This window comes from Haladaptatus rarus (genome assembly GCF_054177585.1).
This window is the reverse complement of the sequence record NZ_JBPEHG010000017.1, coordinates 25,387-41,656: the sequence shown is the minus strand read 5'-3', so window position 1 is coordinate 41,656 and position 16,270 is coordinate 25,387. Positions and strand designations below refer to the sequence as shown.

The following is a 16,270-nucleotide window of genomic DNA, read 5'->3' as shown; positions in this document are numbered from 1 at the left end:
TATCTGAGAAGCGTAGTGGGTGGTTCACATATAATAGTAGTAGTGGTACGGGAACGCCCCGTCGGGTAGGTTCTGTGCCATGGGTTCTGCGAGAATGTCGCTGACAGCGTCAGCGATCCCGACCGTCACAGGGAGCTTCTTGCAGAAGTCAGAGCTGTTCCAATCGAGCTTCGAGAATGAGAGTATCTCCTCGCAGATTTCCCGGTACGAGGTAGCGTTCACGTCCTCATGGGGGCGGACGACGATTGGATTTGGAGTGCCGGACTCAGCGTACGCAGAAATCTCTGGAATGAATCCCTTCGTGTAGAGGTAGTACTCTTCTCTCCCAGGTGGCAGGGCGACTGTACCCCTCAGAGGCGGGTACTGCGTGTTGCTGAAGAGACGAATTGGGTGATGCTCTCGAATGGTGATGAAGTCTCGCTGTCTCACGTCCTCGGAGCCAGATTTGAAGCCTTCTGTCTCCTGCTCCCAGAAGTTGGAAGACTTGTGAATCACCAACCGATCAGGGCGATCCTGCCTTCGGTCGCCGTACCGCTCCAAGATGGTTTGGATTAGACGCTCGGCATCTCCAGCCGACAGATGTGTCCGTCCTGTATCATCATCGCTGGCGATGTCGGTGACCGGATCGCCACGGATGACGAAATTCTCTCCGGTCTCCATGAACACCTGCGCGATTGACGCTCTGGTGTCTGGCTCCGTCCCGCGCTCATCGTAGAAGGATATGCCGGCGTAGCAGGTGTTCGATTTGAGTTCAGTAAGCTTCCATGGTCGTCCTCTTCGAGCCTTGTAGAGTAGACCCACTGCGAGATTCCACGCTACCTCTCGACGTGGTTGGACATCCTCTCCGCGGAGGGTCTTGGGGCCGATGAGCTGTGTCGGGGTCTGATTCAGCATCCCCAGGAGCTTGATGCGGCTTCTGAAGTCGGTGTCGGCCGTCCGAATGGTATCTGCTTTCTTGCCCTCTGTGAACAGCTCAGCGAGGGTTTCCGGGATGCTTACAATGACTACGTCCGGGCTCGGGGTTGTCGAGCAGACGCCCTCTATCTGGTACTTGATGTAATCCAGTGCCATCTCAACACGGTCGGCATCATCGCGCACGTCGCTCAGTGAGTCGATGTCATCATGTTCGATTTCGCCCCGCCACATCGGACGCTGATCGAACGACATCTTGAGCTCAGAGTTAGGGCCGAGTCCCGGGAAGGGTTGATTCCACCGCTGTCGCTCGTCTCCCTCGGGAAGGATCCCATAACGCATGTCCTCAAGCAGGTCTCGCATCGCCGAGATAGACCAGCTATCACCAATCAATCCAACCCGTACCACCTCATGATTAGAGCCGTCACGCGGTGGGCAGGGCCCGTACTTCAGCAGTCCGCTCCGCGGGTCCTTCGCCGTATTGCCACCGGCGAAGACGAGTTCCGGCTCCGAGAGGTAGTCCACTCTGAACCCAGACATCAGTACGCGTCCACACCTCGTTGCATGAGAAGTTCCCTCTCGGAGCCGTCTTTCGGAGGCCGCACGCGAAGCTCTAACCCCTCTTCGTGCTCGAACTCCAGTCGTTGGGGGTCATCCTCTACATCTGCCTCCTCAAGCGGTGGTGATTCGTCCATTCCGAGGTATGCGCGCCACTGTCGGAATTGTGCCTTCAGATTATTTGGACGGTAATGGCCGCTACTTTGGAGTTTGTCATGGAGTTTGCTAGCGGTGTCGCCTTTTACAATACTGGTGCCGCCACCAGAACGGGAGAACATCCACCCAGTGTCGATGAAGACGTAGAACTGCTCCTTATATTGCTTGACAACCGGTGCCGCATAGCGATGGGCAGTATATGCGCCCCAATCCATCGCAACGTCCCATCCCTCGACCCTCGTCTTTACCGGAGAATCGTCCTCTTCGCCAGATCCCCCGCCTTCGTGTTTGAAGAGCAGGCGATTCTCGTACTGGTGGCGAACTATTCTACAATCTTCGTATCTTTCAACTGCGCGTCGTCGTATCTCGCGGTTGAACAGTCGCTTCGCAACGTCGGGTGCAGTATCTTCGCTCTCTAGCCAACTGTCGAACGGTCGGCTCTGAACAGACTCCCCATCGACGAACGGACGGAGCGAGTCAGGCATCTCTTCCGTTGGAATCAGGCTGTAGAACAGGCCTGACTCGACCCAGATGGGCAGGTGTCGAGGATTGTCGACGTAGATGTCCTCAGGATGATCTGCGAGGTTTTCACCGATGTAAATCGATTCTGGTAGCCCACTAATAAGGAGGAAGTTGGCGACAAGAGTCTCGGCTTCTCGCGCGGGTGAATTCTCTCGGGTGTAGAAGTCCCATTTGGAGCGATTCACAGACCGCTCATCCTCTGCCATCTGGCCGAGGCGGTTCCAGCTGGCGCGGTGGACGAAGACATCGGCGAGAAACCACTCGAAGTCTTCTACTCCAAGGTCTTGGAGGGCTGCTTCCTCGGCGTCATTCAGCTTCTGCCTCTCTTTCAAGGTATCGAAGTAGTCATTGATGTACTCCGGGGTGTTCGTCCTGGGATCGAAAATTCGCTCCCACTTGTCAAAGGCTTGGAGGTACGATGCATAAATGTGGTATTCGAATCCTCCGTCCTGCTCGCAATAGTCGATGAAAACGCGAGCTAGCTCAGTGAGGAAATCGTCATCTAGTCGCGACAACTTGGTTCCCTTGGCCTCCACCCGTACGAACTTCTTGACGTCGTCACCTACCTTCTCGCCGCTGAGATAGTGGAAACGCTCGTCGACGGTGACCGCGGCCAGGTCTTCGGTCGTGCTGTGATGATTCGACCGTCGTTCGATGCTGTAGCCCCGAGCGCGGAGGTACTCTTCGATCGCCTGCTTATACTTTTCACCCTTGTCCCCACTAGCCTCGCTTGTTCCTTCGTGATTGTATATCGGCATTTAGTTACTGGACATCCGTGCTCTTTGATAGATAGTGTTTCTCCTCTACCCACAGCATAGATATATGTCCGATTCTAATGATAGATTGACGAATCGATGCACGGGAAACTGAGCGTGAGTGAGGTGGTTGCACTTCTCTTCGACGAACACAGGTACGACAGTCCCCTCTCCCGAAAGGCCGTTCACAAGCTGCTCTATTTCGTGAAAGAGGAACTAGACAGTGAGCGGGTTACGACCGACATCCCGACCTTCTGGTATATGTATGGTACAATGACGGCGACTGCCAATACCGGCGTTCACACCGGAGGCGAGCCAAACGACGATCCAGTAATTTGCGACGTCGATGCTGCTGCCATTGACAGACCAGAAGGGACGATTCGGCGGGGACGTCGAGCGGCAAGTCGCGCGCTTGAACGTTACTACGACCTCGGCCTCGAGGGACTCACCGACCGGATGTACGACGATGCGCCGTACGAAATACAGCGACATTACCGGCGTCTGGATAAGCAGTTGGGGACTGCAGATTCGGCACAGATGACGCTCTCCTTCGACCGGAATGCTGGACCGACGAGAGAGACGTTGTACGATTTCATTGAGGACTTCCCTACTGACTCCTTTCCCGACTACGAGGACGATCTTCACATCTGGTACCGATTGATGAGCGCTGAGCTGGATTCTTCGGGGTATGATCCCAAAGAGGCCAAGAAGTATTCCAAGACGTTCTGGCGGCTTTTCTGTCTGGAGCTCGCGGTTCGTGAGAACGACGGTCTGACGCGTGAGCAGATTGAACGTGAGTTGAGCCTCGACAGCCTGGATGATGCGAAGAGACAGCTCCGCTCTCTACTTCGTAGCTGGGAGCGCGAGAAGGCAGAAGCAAACGCACGTGACGACAGGACCTCGAGAAGAGCTGCAGACGCACTCGTCTTGCCTTACATCGATTTCGAGGTGACAGGATAAGTTCCATGTCACGCTATTTCCTTGACACCGGCCCACTTGTCGGGGTGACGTTCCTACACGACCTATGGCGCGACGAGGCCGAACGACTCTTCGAGACCGACAACTCACTCTCGACGAGTCGGGCGGTGATTTACGAATACTGTAACAGCACCTCAGAGAACTCCCTCGATTCGGCAGAGGTAAGCTGGGAGACCGATGAGGGGAGGTTCGGCGATAAGTTTTCGAAAATTCGGGCTGCGCAGACCAACTTAGGGATTAAACTTCGAAGTTGCGCCGATGAGGAACTGGATCTGGAAACACTCGTTGACGAGTTTATCGCTGTCACTCGCATCGAAGAGAACGTTTTTCCTCCGCGTCTGATCCGAGAGATTATTCGACCCAATATCCGGAGCTTTCTCCGCGACGAAATCGGCGACCAGCAGGTGACCAGTAAAGTGGCTCGTGAGGCGATGGACGCGCTCTGCGATACCATCATTACCGATGCACTGGAGACACGGGCCCAACTTCAGAGTCGTCTCACGTGGGGCCCGACGAGTGAGTGGACCGAGGAAGAGCGGAATCGACGTCTTTGGTTCGTTGATGGGTATGTTGACAAGGTGATCCTGTGCGATGCAAATCACCAGCGCAACCGAAACTTCATTGGAAAAATAGTGACCTCGGACAAGTCGCACATGTACGGAAACCGCGACCGCATCAGGGCCGTGTTGGGGCTTCCGGTCGTATATATCAAAGACGAGTTCGCCGACCCCGACCTGCCTGCTGGCGACTGAAACCGTCGTAAAGCGGTGATTTGAACCGACCTCTTCAAGCTACGATATCCCGTCGATGGCCCACGATGCCAATTTCCGGACTTTCTCGTCAGGGTCGGATTCTGCAACGGAGCGAAGCTGGACTAGCGCCACAGTCGCGTCTAGCTGTCCGAGTGCTTTGCAGGCGTTTCGACGGACGACTGGCGATGGATCGTCCAAGAGTTCGATGAGAGCTGGAATCGCCTCCTCGACGGCTGCTCGATTATGAACGCCGACGTGAAGAACCGCGGAGGCAGCGTTCCCACAGAGAAATTCGTCATCACTGTGGAAGCATTCAATCAGGGCCGGTACATGGTCCTCGACGGCGTCAGGATGTTTCTTGGCGATATCGGCAAGTAAAGCGGCTGCATTAGCACGCACCTTCAGCGCCGATGCAGACGTTAGCTCAGCCAAGACTTGAGTGGTTGACTTCGCAGTGGCTGGATACGCTGAAGTTACTGCCCCGAGCGCCGACAACGCGTTCGTCTGGTACGACTGATCGCGTTCAGTAATCCCCGCCACCAGTTGCGGGACCATTGGCTTCACCTCTTCTGGATACGCGTGAGCGACTTGCGAAAGGATATAGATCGCATTCGTGCGAATCGTCTCGTTCTTGACGTCGAGCAGGGCACTGAGCATCGGAACTTGATCGATGAATGCCTGTGGCTCTGTACTTGCAAGCTCGACGCAGCATCCCGTTGCAGCCTGAGTAGTCTCGGAATCTTCGAGCGTGATCCGATCAGTGATTCCATCTTGAATCCTGAGGACGGCAGTTGGATCATTCGCCGCCAGCTGACGGAGACAGCGAAGAACAAGCGCGTCGTTGAGGGATGGTCGATTGAGTAAGCGATCTAGGTCATCGACAAATGCTGACCCAACGTCATCACGGGCACGGGCAACATTGAGTAGAGCGACGATAGCAGCACCATGTGTGTTCGGCGAGACGGTCGGTGTCGAAATAATCTCATGCAATTCGTCGAGAGAAACCTCTGAAGGATTAGTGATAGCGAGTTGCTGTAGGTCGGTTGCTCGCTCAGCGATGTCTTCGCTGAAATTGGCCATTATTCGATTGGTTGTAACTGAATTGATAAAATATTGGGTGGTGGACATTCTAATGAGAGAACTCAGACTGCCTCGAGGATTCCGTGGGAAACCAGTGCTGCACGATATTAATCTTATTCTTAAGATTAAGCGTCACACTGGGGGTCACAAGACATGACGTTGACGGCGGATCTCTCCCTGCTCGACAGTGATGGTTTCTACACTTGGCTCAAGGTCGCTGGTCAGTCGTTCTGTTGCCCCACCACAAAATGCAGAGCAGCCATTCAGGGTTTTCTCAGCGTTCGTATGAAGATGCCCGAGAGCAAGCCCGTCAATCGAAATCGTGCTCTCTTCGAGTACTTCCTGTAAGTGGCAATCAGGATTCGGACTTCCCGTAAGCGGTGCAACCGACTGATGCATACAGAGGAGAGTCGCGACCCCGCTTGGTGGACGCTCAAAGCCTAGCTGACCGTGGTCCCACGATTTCTGATAGTCGACTCCATAGAGTGCGACAGCATCACCGATCACGGCGGGACGGGAGCGAAGATGGGTAGCTAATCCTGCATCACAGAACTGTTCGAGACACACGCGCCCCTTCTTCCGCGCATGGTTGCCGTAGATGAAGTAGAACGGAATCTCGGCGTTCGCCAACTCAGTGAGACCATCATGGCATGCTTCTTCGATCGAACTCGGAATCCCGTTCCTGGTATCGTTATGGAAGACATCGCCAGTGTGAACAACGGCATCGACACGATGCTCGATCGCGAGATCAATCGCAGCGTTGAATCCAGCGACGGTGTCGATCTTCCAGGAATTGTTTTTGTGACCGCCTGTTTGCTTCCCCAGGTGCGTATCAGTCAGATAGAGAAGCTTCGCACGGCGGTCGGTCGGGCGAACGCCTTTGTGTTCAATCTCGAGTTTGCCCGTCCCATGCAGCTCTCGGCCAGCTGGCCACACCTCGCCGTATGCAGAGTGAAGCCGATACCAGTGACCCTCCTGCCAGGGGTAGTCCCGCCCATTCGAGCTTTTCGCCCATACTGTAAATGAAAATGAGGTCCCATCAACGTCCTCGACAGTCATCTCGAAGGCGCGTCGAGAACCTGAACCCGGTCTGCACGTCACAACCTTGACTGTAATATCGAGATGCTGCTTTTTTCGAATATCAGCATACGTATTCTCCATAGCGACTGCTCATACCACTGCTGTCACTGATTAATAGTTTTATCACCGACTCTCAAAGAGAGGGATATGTCGTCAATAGATGCTGAAGCCGGTGTTCTTCTTGGACTTGCTTGTGGCGACGCCCTCGGACGGCCCATCGAATTCCGTTCCTCACACCAGATTTCGCAGACGCACGGAACGGTTACCGAGATGCTGGGTCACGGGACGCACAATCAGCCTGCAGGGACCATTACTGACGATACCGAAATGGCGCTCTGTATTGCCCGAAGCCTCGCCGACCATCACGCGTTCAGGCCGGACGATATCGCTGAGCGTTTTGTCGCCTGGTACGACAGTGGTCCGTTCGACATTGGCCTGATGACCAGCGATGCCCTCCAGAACATCAAACACGGAGCTTCCTGGCGTGATGCTGGCCAGCAGGTGTGGGAGTCCCGCGCCGAGGGGAGCAATGCTGGGAATGGGAGCGTAATGCGCTGTGCGCCGTATTCGATCGCGTTTCGGGACGAGTGGAGTGACCTCGCACGTGTGAGTGCGACGTCTTCAGCGATCACGCACGCGGATCCGCGCTGCACGTATGGCTGTATCGTGCTCAATCTCACTTTGGCAGGGTTACTTACCCAGCGACCAACCCCTCTCAGAGACGCTCTCGACCATATCGAAGCCGATGCCCCCGAAGAACTCCTCACAGCGTTACGCTCGGTTCCGGACGGTATCAATCCCGACACGCTCAGTGCAAGCGGCTACGTGGTCGATACGCTGCAAACATCACTGTATCACGGACTTACAGCGGACACGGCGGAGGGTGCCATCGTCTCTGCTGTAAATATGGGAGATGACACCGACACCGTCGGTGCAGTTACGGGAGCTGTCGCAGGAGCTCGGTTCGGGGCAGACGCATTCCCCGATCGATGGACCGGCGAGTTGGAGTGTGCCGATGAAATCGCGCGCCTCGAGTCGGTACTTATGACTGCAGAATTCACCGTGGACGAGAGTTCCGTTAACTAGCTTCCCAGGGCTTGGTCTAGCCCATTCTTAATATTAAGAATAAGATTAAGTCTAGGTGGCTGCTGACAGCCTACAGTGTCGAATTTGGCTGCTGTTCCGATTCTGTGCGAGGGAGGCGTCCGTCTGGTTGGGGAACGTTCCCTGCATCGATTTCGATATCGACGCGGCGCATATGTTTACAGCCCCCTTCAGGTTCGCGTCGCTGCCAGTCGAGACATGTACACGTCTCAGCGGCGACATCGACATCGTAGAAATTCCCGGACTCTGAATGAACCTCGTACACGCCGCCCTTCTTCAAGAGTGAGACATCCATCTCTTCGTCGCATGCTCGCCGCATTCGCGGTGCGAGCTCATCGGCTGAAGGTTCTGCCGAAACCGTATCTATCTCTGGTTTGATGGCGCTCTGGGTGTCTCTGGTTGCCACCCATCCACCGTCTGGGGCGAGAGCGGGGTCGTTGGGTTCCACGAGGCGAGCTAGGTGCTCTTCAATCGGGTGATTGTAGTGGAGGAGAAAGTGTGCTTCGCGTCGACCGCGGTGATCGTAGGAGCCACACGCTGCAGCTGGCCCCTCCCAGACGCGCCACGCGCCGAGTGCCGTCATCACCTCCAACGCCCGTCGCGGCAACTCGTCCTGGTCTAACTGCTCGTAGAAGATGCGAAACCGAGTACAGTGCTCTTGCGGTTCGATGTCGGTCCACCACTCAACCTCGTCTCTCCAGTGATCGAACATCGCCGCATCGTTCCCATACCCGACCGTGATCCCTGGAACACGTGATTCGCCCGTATGGGTGTCTTCAGCCTCGTTCTCCAGCAGCCGGAGTACCGCGAAACGCAGGTGTTCGTGGAGTGGCTGTTCGGTTCCGTAGCTGACTTGCGGATGGCTCTCGATTGTCTGGCGGGCTTCGTCGAGAACCGTCGTGAGGTACTGTTCAGTCATGGATTCGTTCTATCCCGGTCGACGCACGATCACGCGCGCCGCCACCCTTCCGCGGCGCAATAGAAACTCACGGCGACGTGGAGAGCTGTTCATCGACGCGCTACACTGACCTACCCATCGATCACGTCGATGATCTCCTCTGCGGTGCTGCTAATCCGTCCGAAACGATCTTGGATCGACTCTGGTTCGTCGTCCTGCCACGCGGCGAGATAGAACGCTGAGCCGCTCGTTTCAAGGCCGCAATACCGACCAACGATGTACGCGACGGCTTCCGCTTCGACTTCGCGCTTTGACCGTTCGGCCTTGTCATCGACGTCGAAATGGAGCAGCGCGTGCGCGAACTCGTGAATTAGCGTAACTGCGAGGTCGGCCTGGTTCGTCCGTGCTTTCGCCTCAACGATCGGCGTGAAATCATGGATATCCCGCTGTTTGCAGACGCCCTTTGCGTCGCCGTGCTTCCACTCGTCAGCGTCGACGATGCGAACCGTCACGCCGAGCTCATCCGCTGCGTCTGTGAGAGCGGGTACGAGGTCCTCAGCGTCGCCTGTCGCCTCAGTTTCTAGCTCGGGAAGCGGCTCTCCCTCGGTCTGAGAGACGTCGAAGACAGCGGCCGGTTTGAATCCCACGAGCCCTTTCGACCACTCTTCGGGGGGTGTCTCGTCGTACTCACAGTCACATTGCTCGTGGTAGCTCGGCGAGTTCTCGCACTCCGGGCACTGCTTCGTGATGATCGGTGCCCAGATCCAGATCGCCTGCTCGCCCTCCTGGACGTACCGGTCGAACTCATTCCGCCAAGTGTTGAAGCCAGCCACCTTCGTCGCCTCGGGACACTGGAGTTTGATGAGCAGCGTGTTGCGATGGGAGTAGTCGTGGAACCGACTCTGGACGTCGAGCCACTCCTGGAACTCATCGCTGGCCTGCGCCGCATCAACGTCGCCAACGAGTTCGTCGATCCATGCTTCAATCGTACTGTGCATCTCGTCTCTTCGCGTGTCGGTCTCCTCGAAGGAGGCCGACGAGTCACTAGTCGTAGCCATGATGTTCTGAAATTCGCCTTACTGCGATCGCTTCAATTCAGCCCGCGCCGCATCCCTGACGGCGCATTAAAAACTCGCGACGACGGTTACCGGAGGGCAGCTTTCTCATCAGCGAAGCCGACTGTGACGAGGTAGTCGAGGAACTCGTCGAACTGGTCGACGTCGCTGGGCCTGTCGGTCGCGAGGTGCCGCGTCCACTCGATGGCCCACTGAAACACCGGATCAGTGCCGCCCTTGCCGTGGATATACCACCAGCGAGCTGCCTTCAGGACGACAAGTGGATTCGTCGGTGGCTGCTCGGACGCAAGCGCTTGCGTAATCGACCGTATTTCCTCGGGAACATCTTCCGGTTCGACCCCGGTTGACTGGCTGTTCGCTACGTCGACTGGAATTGCATCGATCGAGACGTCGTTCGAATGCTGTTGTTGGCTCACGGAAATCACCATCTCGGAGGGCCTGATCTATCACGCCCTCGTCCTCTCCGGAGGGCGCGAAAAACAGGACGCTGCGTCACGCAGGCGGGATGTAGACGCTCCGATCACTGGCGACCTCCTCAAGGTTGTTCCGATGCCGATGTGAGAAGTAGCACTCATAGCAGCAGTACCCACAGACCGCTCCCGTGTCGTACTCGGCGACGTATGGGCCACGATCAGTCGTCCACACGTTGGCGCGGCACTCGGTACACGCCGCGCTCTCGATATCACTTAGCGTGGGCCCGGAGTAGGTGAGTTCGGTATCGGCCGCCTGAGGTGTCGAATCGGGCCAGACACCGTGGTCCTGCCAGAATTTTTTGAGCCGGCTGAGACTATGCCGGACCGTCTTTCGGACCGTGACGTGGTCAGCGTCGCGACCACTGTCGTCCCAGCCGTCGGCTGTCCAGAACTCGCCGAACTGCGCCCCGCGATGCAGACCATTCCAGTCGAGGCCGAGGATGTCGGCCGGCGGGTCACCCGTCAGCGTTGGTTGGGTGAGCTGCTCCACGACTTCGAGTTGCTTGGGTGGACTGCCACCGAGGATGTGGACGCGACGGCCCCGCCAATCGACGGGGTCGGAGAACTCGTGTGCGAGCGTCTCCGCGTAGCCTCGCGAGTAACCAAGCACGATATCGTCGGGAATTGCCTCGATGGCGGCCCGGCATTTCGGGACGATGATGAACTCCGTCTCGGCAAGACTCCCTTGGAGCTCCCGAATCGTATCGACGTACGACTGTGCTTCTGCAGCGTCGTAGGCGTCACCGATGACACCCACGTCGGGCTCGTACTCGAGCGCTCGATCGACGTACCGATCAAGATCGGGATTCCGAAAATCGTTATCGAGCATTCCGACCGGGCACTCGAGGGTATCGAATTGCGACTGCTGATACGTGCAGTCCTCGCGATACCCAGGGAGGAAGCCGAGGGTCAGCGCATCGAGCGCGAACGGAACCCGATGGAGGAACGCCACGTACGCCGCCTGTCGGGCGTCAGTGTGTGTCTCGGTAGAACTGTTGCTAACTGGGTCTGCGCTGTCGTGAATGGCCATGAGGAGTCTCCTGCGGGACTCCGTCGCCCCGCAGGGCTCTCCGGGGCAAGATAGACCTCGCTAGTATTAACCAACGGAAGTAGAAAATTGGACTGCGTGTTGGTTAATCTCCGAAAAGGCACTGCATGGCTGCCTCGTCACCTGTGAGCGTCTGCTGGTCGGCGTCAGTATCCGCGAAGAGCGTCGACTGATCTCCTGTTGAGGACTGCGATGCTTCTGGCCGGTCGTCGACTCCGAAGTCACTAGCCTCGGGGCGATCGAGCCGCGAGTCTCGGTCGCGATGATCGACGTCTGCACCGAAGTCCTCGAGCGAGGTCTCGACGCTCGTCTCGGCCAGTTCGAGCTGGCCGTCCTCATCGAACGCGGTCTGTCGTTGAATCTCGATCTCGGGTCGGTCGCTCATCTAGTTCGAAGCCTCCACCTCTGATGGCGTCGACAAACAGCCCGTGAGCGTCCATTTAGGTGTCTTCTGACCGAAGCTCGCTGGCTCGGTCATCGAGCCGGCGAAGAATTTGGACGCGTTGCCCGTGGGCGTTCTCATAGGCAACGCACGCTCGCAGCGTTTCCATGTCGTTGATCGTTGCGATGCCGGCGTTGATGAGTCGTGTATTCGGTGGGTCGAGACGCTGTTCTGGGGACAGTTCGCTCGAATCTGGATCGTGCTCTTCTGTATCGCTCACTCCTGGTCGCCTCCACGCCTCCTGAGGCGACGAAAAACAGCACCCGCTCGCTACTCGTCGTCTCCTGGTTGGATCTGGCGAGCGTCCTCGGCGAGGTCGTGGATGTACTCCCGAAGCGTCTCCATGTCCTCACGGGCGTCTTCGAGCGTCTTGTCTTTCGCTTTCGCGATCACCTCATCCTGATCCCTAGTGCCAGTTCCGCGTTTGAGCTTCACGGTGAGGGAAACGCCGACGTCGCTTCGCTCGACGTACTCGGTCGGTGTCTGTTGCTCACGGTTCTCGGCCGATTCAGCGTTCGTACGGGACTGCTGCGAATGTTCTGACATGGATTGATCTCTGTGATCGTTAGTCGACGGACGGTGCGACTGGTTCGTTGACTGTTTCGCGAAGGACAGCGTCGATCTCGCGTCCGGTGAGTCGCCAACAGCCGTCGGGTTCTGTACACTCCAGCTGGCTCACGACCTCGGTCTTGAACGCCATGTACTCCGCCAGTGCCACCTCCTCATTGTCGGTGTAATCGAGCAGGAGAGCGAGCGCGAGTTGGGCCGGTCCGCTACCACCATATCCCCATTCGAATCCGCTCGGACTGTGGTCCACCAACTCGAGACTTCGATCGAGTGTGAGCTGTTCCTGGTCAGGCTGTTTCTCGACTATGGCGCGGCCTCGACGACGGTAGCCGACGTAGACGACGTCAACGTCATCTGAGATGCCTCTCTGTTCGTGCGAGTGTGAGTCGTTGATTCCACTCATCGTTTTGTTCGAGAGATGCTCGTTCGAGCACCCCCGCACCCCTCTGGGGGCGAAAAACCACTCTAAGCGGTCCCGTCACAACTCAGAATACAAACGACCAAACCATGGATGGACGAACTGCTTTCATTGATGTCGGATAGCGTCGTGACTCGTGCTGCGGCTCTCGTCGACGACTATCTACTGCTCTGGGTGTTGCTCTCGGTGGGCGTCGGGCTAGCCGTTCCGTCAGTAGCCGTACTCACGCCGCTGTCAACGCCGATTCTCGCCATCATGATTGGCGCGGTTTCGCTGACGCTCGCGCCCGAACGGTTCCGCCACCTTCGCGGACGAGCGCTGCTCGTGATTCTCGTCGTCCAGACCGGGATGCCGCTGCTCGCGTTTGCCATCGCCCGGGTTCTGGGCCTCAGTCCTGCGCTCACAGCCGGCTTCGTGGTCCTCGGCGCGGTGACGCCCGAACTCGTGACGCCGACGATGACCGAACTCAGCGGCGGCGATACCGCGCTCTCGACGGTGGTTCTCGTGGTTGTCGGCCTCGGAACGCTCGTGCTCGTCCCGGGCGTCGTCACCGTATTCTTGGGAGAATCAGTCACCGTCCAACCGGCACTCATTGTCGAACAATTGTTGCTCGCGGTGGTCATTCCAATGAGTCTCGCCGTCGCGGCTCGGTATCGGTGGCCTGACCGGATCAGCAGATACGACGAGATCTACCCGTCCGTGTCGGGACTCATGGTGATCCTCATCATCGGCATCGTCGCGGCGGCGAACGCCTCACTTGTCCGCGATGGCGGGGACGTCCTTCTCCTCGTCGCGGCCGCTGCGGTCGTTCTCAACTGTGGTGGCTACGTATCCGGCTGGCTCGTCAGCTGGAACTTCACGCGTGGCGAGCGCATCGCCGCGACGCTGTCGATTGGAATGCGCGACTTCGCTGTCGCAGCCGCTCTACTCGTTGGTGCGGGCTTTCCCACTGCAGCTACACTTCCTGCCGTTGTCTTCGGCATCGTGGAGATGACGACGAGTGCCGGACTCGCGAAGTGGTTCAGCCGTCCTCGGTAGGCGTTAGACGGAGTTGTCCTGTGTCTCTGCCCATTCGAGGAGTGGATCGAGTCGCACGCGAAGTCCCTCACCTTTCTCGGTGAGCTCGTATTCGACGCGTGGTGGGATCTCTGCATACTGTTCACGGGAGAGCAAGCCCGCTTCGACGAGGTCATCGAGGCGAGTCGACAGCGTCGAACTGCTCACCTGGCCGAACGTCTTCTCGATCTCGCCGTATCTCGCTGGCCCGATTGCGCCGACGACGCAGATCACCTGCATCGCGTACCGCCGACTGAGAAGATCCATCACGCCGCCCAACGGGCAATAGCAGGTAGTCTCGGTGTTCGGTATCTCTGGGACGTCAGGTGACGAGTCTGGTGTTTCTGGCATAGCTTTCATCCACCGCACCTGGTCCAATACTTCGGACTTGACAGTATAAACAATGCTGAGGTCAAAGTAATTGTGTATCATGAGTCACAACGGCTCGTCACAAGAAGTTGCATGTACACTCACCGACGAACAGGAGCGAGAGCGAGGTGAAGAGGTTCGTTCGCGTCTCATCACCACCTATCTCGGGTTTGAGGAGTGTGAAAACGGCGTGACGATTCGGTTCGACGGAGCTGACGAGGCGCTCATCGCAGCTGCGCAGTTCATCTCGGCAGAGCTGCAGTGTTGTGCGTTTGCCGAGTACGAGCTCACAGTGTCGCCACCGTACGAGGAGACGGTGCTGACCATCACCGGTCCCGACGGAACGCGACAGCTGTTCCGCGACGGACTGGTTGATCGACTCGAGGCTGAGACAGCGTAAACGACCACTCTACTACGAACCTCTCGATCGACTACCGAGTGGATTCTTCGGGAGTGCCTACGCGAGATGCGCCACCTCGTCAGGTTCTTCGATGTCGTCGAACTCACCGCGCTCGACAGGCTCCCAGTTATCGCTGGGTTCGGGACTCCACCAGTCGACCTCGTAGGCACCCGGTGCGCCGAAAATTTTCACCCGAGCCGACCCGTCAGGCAGGTCACGCCGATGTTTTTCGTCGACGTGGAGATTCCAGGTCGTGGCGGTATCGAAGCAGACGAGGACCGCTTCCTCGTAGCCACGATCCTCATGTGATTCTTGGAGTTCCATCTGTGTATTGCAGTCCTTGCAGAACACGCCCTCGAAGGGGATGTGGCTGAACACCTCGTGCCCGCAGACCGGACACCAGAGGAACTCGAACAGTGCTTCGCTGTGACGGTTGATGACGTCCAGACTCATTTGTGGATCTTGCCCGTGTGACTCGGGGCCACCCCTTCCTGCCCCAGTAAAACCCTCTCGGTGGACGTCTTGTGACCTCAGCGCTCAGCGCCGTAGACGATCTTTGAGCGAGCTTCGTAGCCACAATCAGGACAGTCGAACCAGCGCTGTACCTTCGCCCCGTCAGCTGCCTTCTCACCGACGAGAACGTCGTCGTTCGGGCACTCAGGACAGTTCAGCTCGGGGAGTGGTCTGTCCCGGAGCGCGTCCCGAAAGGCTGTCGCCTGCTTCGTCTCGAAGCCACACGACCAGACCGGGTAACCGTCGACGAGGAGTGCACCACGCCACTTGTACCGGTATAAGTCGGGTGCACGATGGAGAACGGCTCGGGCTCCAGTCTCGGTGTTTCGATACGCGAGCGACGGGGTGCGACGTTCTCGCGTCCAGTTGGTGATTTGGGGCATTGGTTAGAAGTGGACGTCGGCGGGGACGATCCAGAGATCCTCACTCTCTTCGAGGAGCCGATCCAGGTGCTTGCGATGTCGGATGCCGCTCGCATGTTGGTCGTACAGGAACACCGACGGACCGTCGTACGCACCGACCTGGTGGAATGCATGCCGAGCGAGGTCCTCATCGCGCATGATCTCCTTGTCTGAGAGTTCGTCGATGGCTTCTTTCACCCGTTCGAGATTCCGTTCAAACTCTTCTTTCGTCGCTTCCCACCCTCGGTCGAGTAGCTCCTCTCCCTCATCTGATTCCACGGGGGCAGCCACGGGGAGATTACCCCAGCGGGCAGGGCCAGCGACCGTCGTCTCATTTTCATCGAACGTGACGTAGTAGTCAAATACGGCGCCAGCGTGCGGGTCGGCTCCAACCAGCCGATCGAACACCGTCTTGCCGGTGGCCAGAGCATCGTTGTGTGTCGATGCCTCTACGAGTGTGTAAATGACCATATGCATCGGTTTTCACCTTGCTCTGCCGACGCACGCGACTATGCTCTGCGTCACTATTCGCTGCGCCGGCACCCATCGCCGGCGCTCGAAAAACAGGACTGACGGCGCTGTCCCGGTGTTGTCGTACTGTTGAATAGTCTCTTCGACGGTGATCGTCAAGCTCCCAGTCTCGTAGTGTCCTCCCTCGTGCAGTAGTTGAGACTGCCTGTCTCAATGCATACGGCCGACGCAGTTAGATACA

Annotated in this window: 21 protein-coding genes; 5 read left to right on the top strand and 16 right to left on the bottom strand. The window is 57.5% G+C overall.

The window, feature by feature from the left end; translation table 11 throughout:
* Positions 1-24: 24 nt before the first annotated feature.
* Positions 25-1,452: an argonaute/piwi family protein gene (locus ACR3FE_RS23610; protein ID WP_458210296.1), complete on the bottom strand. Its 1,428-nt coding sequence runs from the start codon at positions 1,450-1,452 to the stop codon at positions 25-27.
* Positions 1,452-2,906, bottom strand: a complete 1,455-nt coding sequence (locus tag ACR3FE_RS23605) for a hypothetical protein (protein WP_458210294.1) — start codon at positions 2,904-2,906, stop codon at positions 1,452-1,454. Before ACR3FE_RS23605 ends, ACR3FE_RS23610 begins: the two co-directional genes overlap by 1 nt.
* 96 nt (positions 2,907-3,002) lie before the next feature.
* On the opposite strand from ACR3FE_RS23605, the gene ACR3FE_RS23600 reads away from it, so the two are divergent.
* Entirely contained in the window at positions 3,003-3,863 is an 861-nt protein-coding gene (locus ACR3FE_RS23600; protein WP_458210292.1) for a hypothetical protein, read from the top strand.
* Between the two features lie 422 nt (positions 3,864-4,285).
* Positions 4,286-4,633: a hypothetical protein gene (locus ACR3FE_RS23595; protein ID WP_458210290.1), complete on the top strand. Its 348-nt coding sequence runs from the start codon at positions 4,286-4,288 to the stop codon at positions 4,631-4,633.
* 39 nt (positions 4,634-4,672) lie between these two features.
* On the opposite strand, the gene ACR3FE_RS23590 is transcribed toward ACR3FE_RS23595, so the two are convergent.
* Together ACR3FE_RS23590 and ACR3FE_RS23585 are read right to left on the bottom strand one after the other, a co-directional pair.
* Positions 4,673-5,761, bottom strand: a complete 1,089-nt coding sequence (locus ACR3FE_RS23590; RefSeq protein WP_458210288.1) for a sister chromatid cohesion protein PDS5 — start codon at positions 5,759-5,761, stop codon at positions 4,673-4,675.
* A 96-nt stretch (positions 5,762-5,857) separates the two neighbouring features.
* Positions 5,858-6,874, bottom strand: coding sequence for a metallophosphoesterase family protein (locus ACR3FE_RS23585; protein WP_458210286.1), 1,017 nt, complete (start codon positions 6,872-6,874; stop codon positions 5,858-5,860).
* A 66-nt stretch (positions 6,875-6,940) separates the two neighbouring features.
* Here ACR3FE_RS23585 and ACR3FE_RS23580 point away from each other — a divergent pair, with 66 nt between their 5' ends.
* Positions 6,941-7,879 (top strand): ADP-ribosylglycohydrolase family protein, encoded by a 939-nt coding sequence (locus ACR3FE_RS23580; RefSeq protein ID WP_458210284.1) that lies wholly within the window; start codon positions 6,941-6,943, stop codon positions 7,877-7,879.
* Positions 7,880-7,949: 70 nt separating this feature from the next.
* Here ACR3FE_RS23580 and ACR3FE_RS23575 read toward each other — a convergent pair whose 3' ends face one another.
* The 8 genes from ACR3FE_RS23575 to ACR3FE_RS23540 all read right to left on the bottom strand — a co-directional run bounded on the left by ACR3FE_RS23575 (position 7,950) and on the right by ACR3FE_RS23540 (position 12,804).
* Entirely contained in the window at positions 7,950-8,816 is an 867-nt protein-coding gene (locus tag ACR3FE_RS23575) for a hypothetical protein (RefSeq protein ID WP_458210282.1), read from the bottom strand.
* Between the two features lie 110 nt (positions 8,817-8,926).
* Positions 8,927-9,853: a M78 family metallopeptidase domain-containing protein gene (locus ACR3FE_RS23570; protein ID WP_458210280.1), complete on the bottom strand. Its 927-nt coding sequence runs from the start codon at positions 9,851-9,853 to the stop codon at positions 8,927-8,929.
* An 86-nt stretch (positions 9,854-9,939) separates the two neighbouring features.
* Positions 9,940-10,287: a DUF8013 domain-containing protein gene (locus ACR3FE_RS23565; RefSeq protein WP_458210279.1), complete on the bottom strand. Its 348-nt coding sequence runs from the start codon at positions 10,285-10,287 to the stop codon at positions 9,940-9,942.
* A gap of 76 nt (positions 10,288-10,363) precedes the next feature.
* Complete coding sequence (locus ACR3FE_RS23560; RefSeq protein ID WP_458210277.1) at positions 10,364-11,374, bottom strand: DUF6610 family protein; 1,011 nt, start codon at positions 11,372-11,374, stop codon at positions 10,364-10,366.
* A 103-nt stretch (positions 11,375-11,477) separates the two neighbouring features.
* Entirely contained in the window at positions 11,478-11,777 is a 300-nt protein-coding gene (locus tag ACR3FE_RS23555; protein WP_458210275.1) for a hypothetical protein, read from the bottom strand.
* A gap of 55 nt (positions 11,778-11,832) precedes the next feature.
* Entirely contained in the window at positions 11,833-12,054 is a 222-nt protein-coding gene (locus ACR3FE_RS23550; RefSeq protein ID WP_458210274.1) for a DUF8129 domain-containing protein, read from the bottom strand.
* Between the two features lie 50 nt (positions 12,055-12,104).
* Positions 12,105-12,380, bottom strand: coding sequence for a DUF7389 domain-containing protein (locus ACR3FE_RS23545; protein ID WP_458210273.1), 276 nt, complete (start codon positions 12,378-12,380; stop codon positions 12,105-12,107).
* 19 nt (positions 12,381-12,399) lie between these two features.
* Positions 12,400-12,804 (bottom strand): DUF6166 domain-containing protein, encoded by a 405-nt coding sequence (locus tag ACR3FE_RS23540; RefSeq protein ID WP_458210272.1) that lies wholly within the window; start codon positions 12,802-12,804, stop codon positions 12,400-12,402.
* A gap of 129 nt (positions 12,805-12,933) precedes the next feature.
* Here ACR3FE_RS23540 and ACR3FE_RS23535 point away from each other — a divergent pair, with 129 nt between their 5' ends.
* Positions 12,934-13,857 carry a bile acid:sodium symporter family protein gene (locus tag ACR3FE_RS23535; protein ID WP_458210270.1) on the top strand — a complete coding sequence of 308 codons (924 nt, stop codon included), beginning with the start codon at positions 12,934-12,936 and terminating at the stop codon, positions 13,855-13,857.
* Positions 13,858-13,860: 3 nt separating this feature from the next.
* Here ACR3FE_RS23535 and ACR3FE_RS23530 read toward each other — a convergent pair whose 3' ends face one another.
* Entirely contained in the window at positions 13,861-14,226 is a 366-nt protein-coding gene (locus tag ACR3FE_RS23530) for a winged helix-turn-helix transcriptional regulator (RefSeq protein WP_458210268.1), read from the bottom strand.
* Positions 14,227-14,305: 79 nt separating this feature from the next.
* Here ACR3FE_RS23530 and ACR3FE_RS23525 point away from each other — a divergent pair, with 79 nt between their 5' ends.
* Positions 14,306-14,644, top strand: coding sequence for a Zn-dependent oxidoreductase (locus tag ACR3FE_RS23525; protein WP_458210266.1), 339 nt, complete (start codon positions 14,306-14,308; stop codon positions 14,642-14,644).
* A 57-nt stretch (positions 14,645-14,701) separates the two neighbouring features.
* On the opposite strand, the gene ACR3FE_RS23520 is transcribed toward ACR3FE_RS23525, so the two are convergent.
* From ACR3FE_RS23520 to ACR3FE_RS23510, 3 genes are all read right to left on the bottom strand, one after another.
* A complete protein-coding gene (locus ACR3FE_RS23520; protein ID WP_458210264.1) occupies positions 14,702-15,097 on the bottom strand; it encodes a DUF7567 family protein in 396 nt (131 codons plus the stop codon).
* 77 nt (positions 15,098-15,174) lie between these two features.
* Positions 15,175-15,540: a DUF7568 family protein gene (locus ACR3FE_RS23515; protein WP_458210263.1), complete on the bottom strand. Its 366-nt coding sequence runs from the start codon at positions 15,538-15,540 to the stop codon at positions 15,175-15,177.
* A 3-nt stretch (positions 15,541-15,543) separates the two neighbouring features.
* Positions 15,544-16,035, bottom strand: a complete 492-nt coding sequence (locus ACR3FE_RS23510; RefSeq protein ID WP_458210262.1) for a DUF7995 family protein — start codon at positions 16,033-16,035, stop codon at positions 15,544-15,546.
* Between the last annotated feature and the right edge of the window lie 235 nt (positions 16,036-16,270).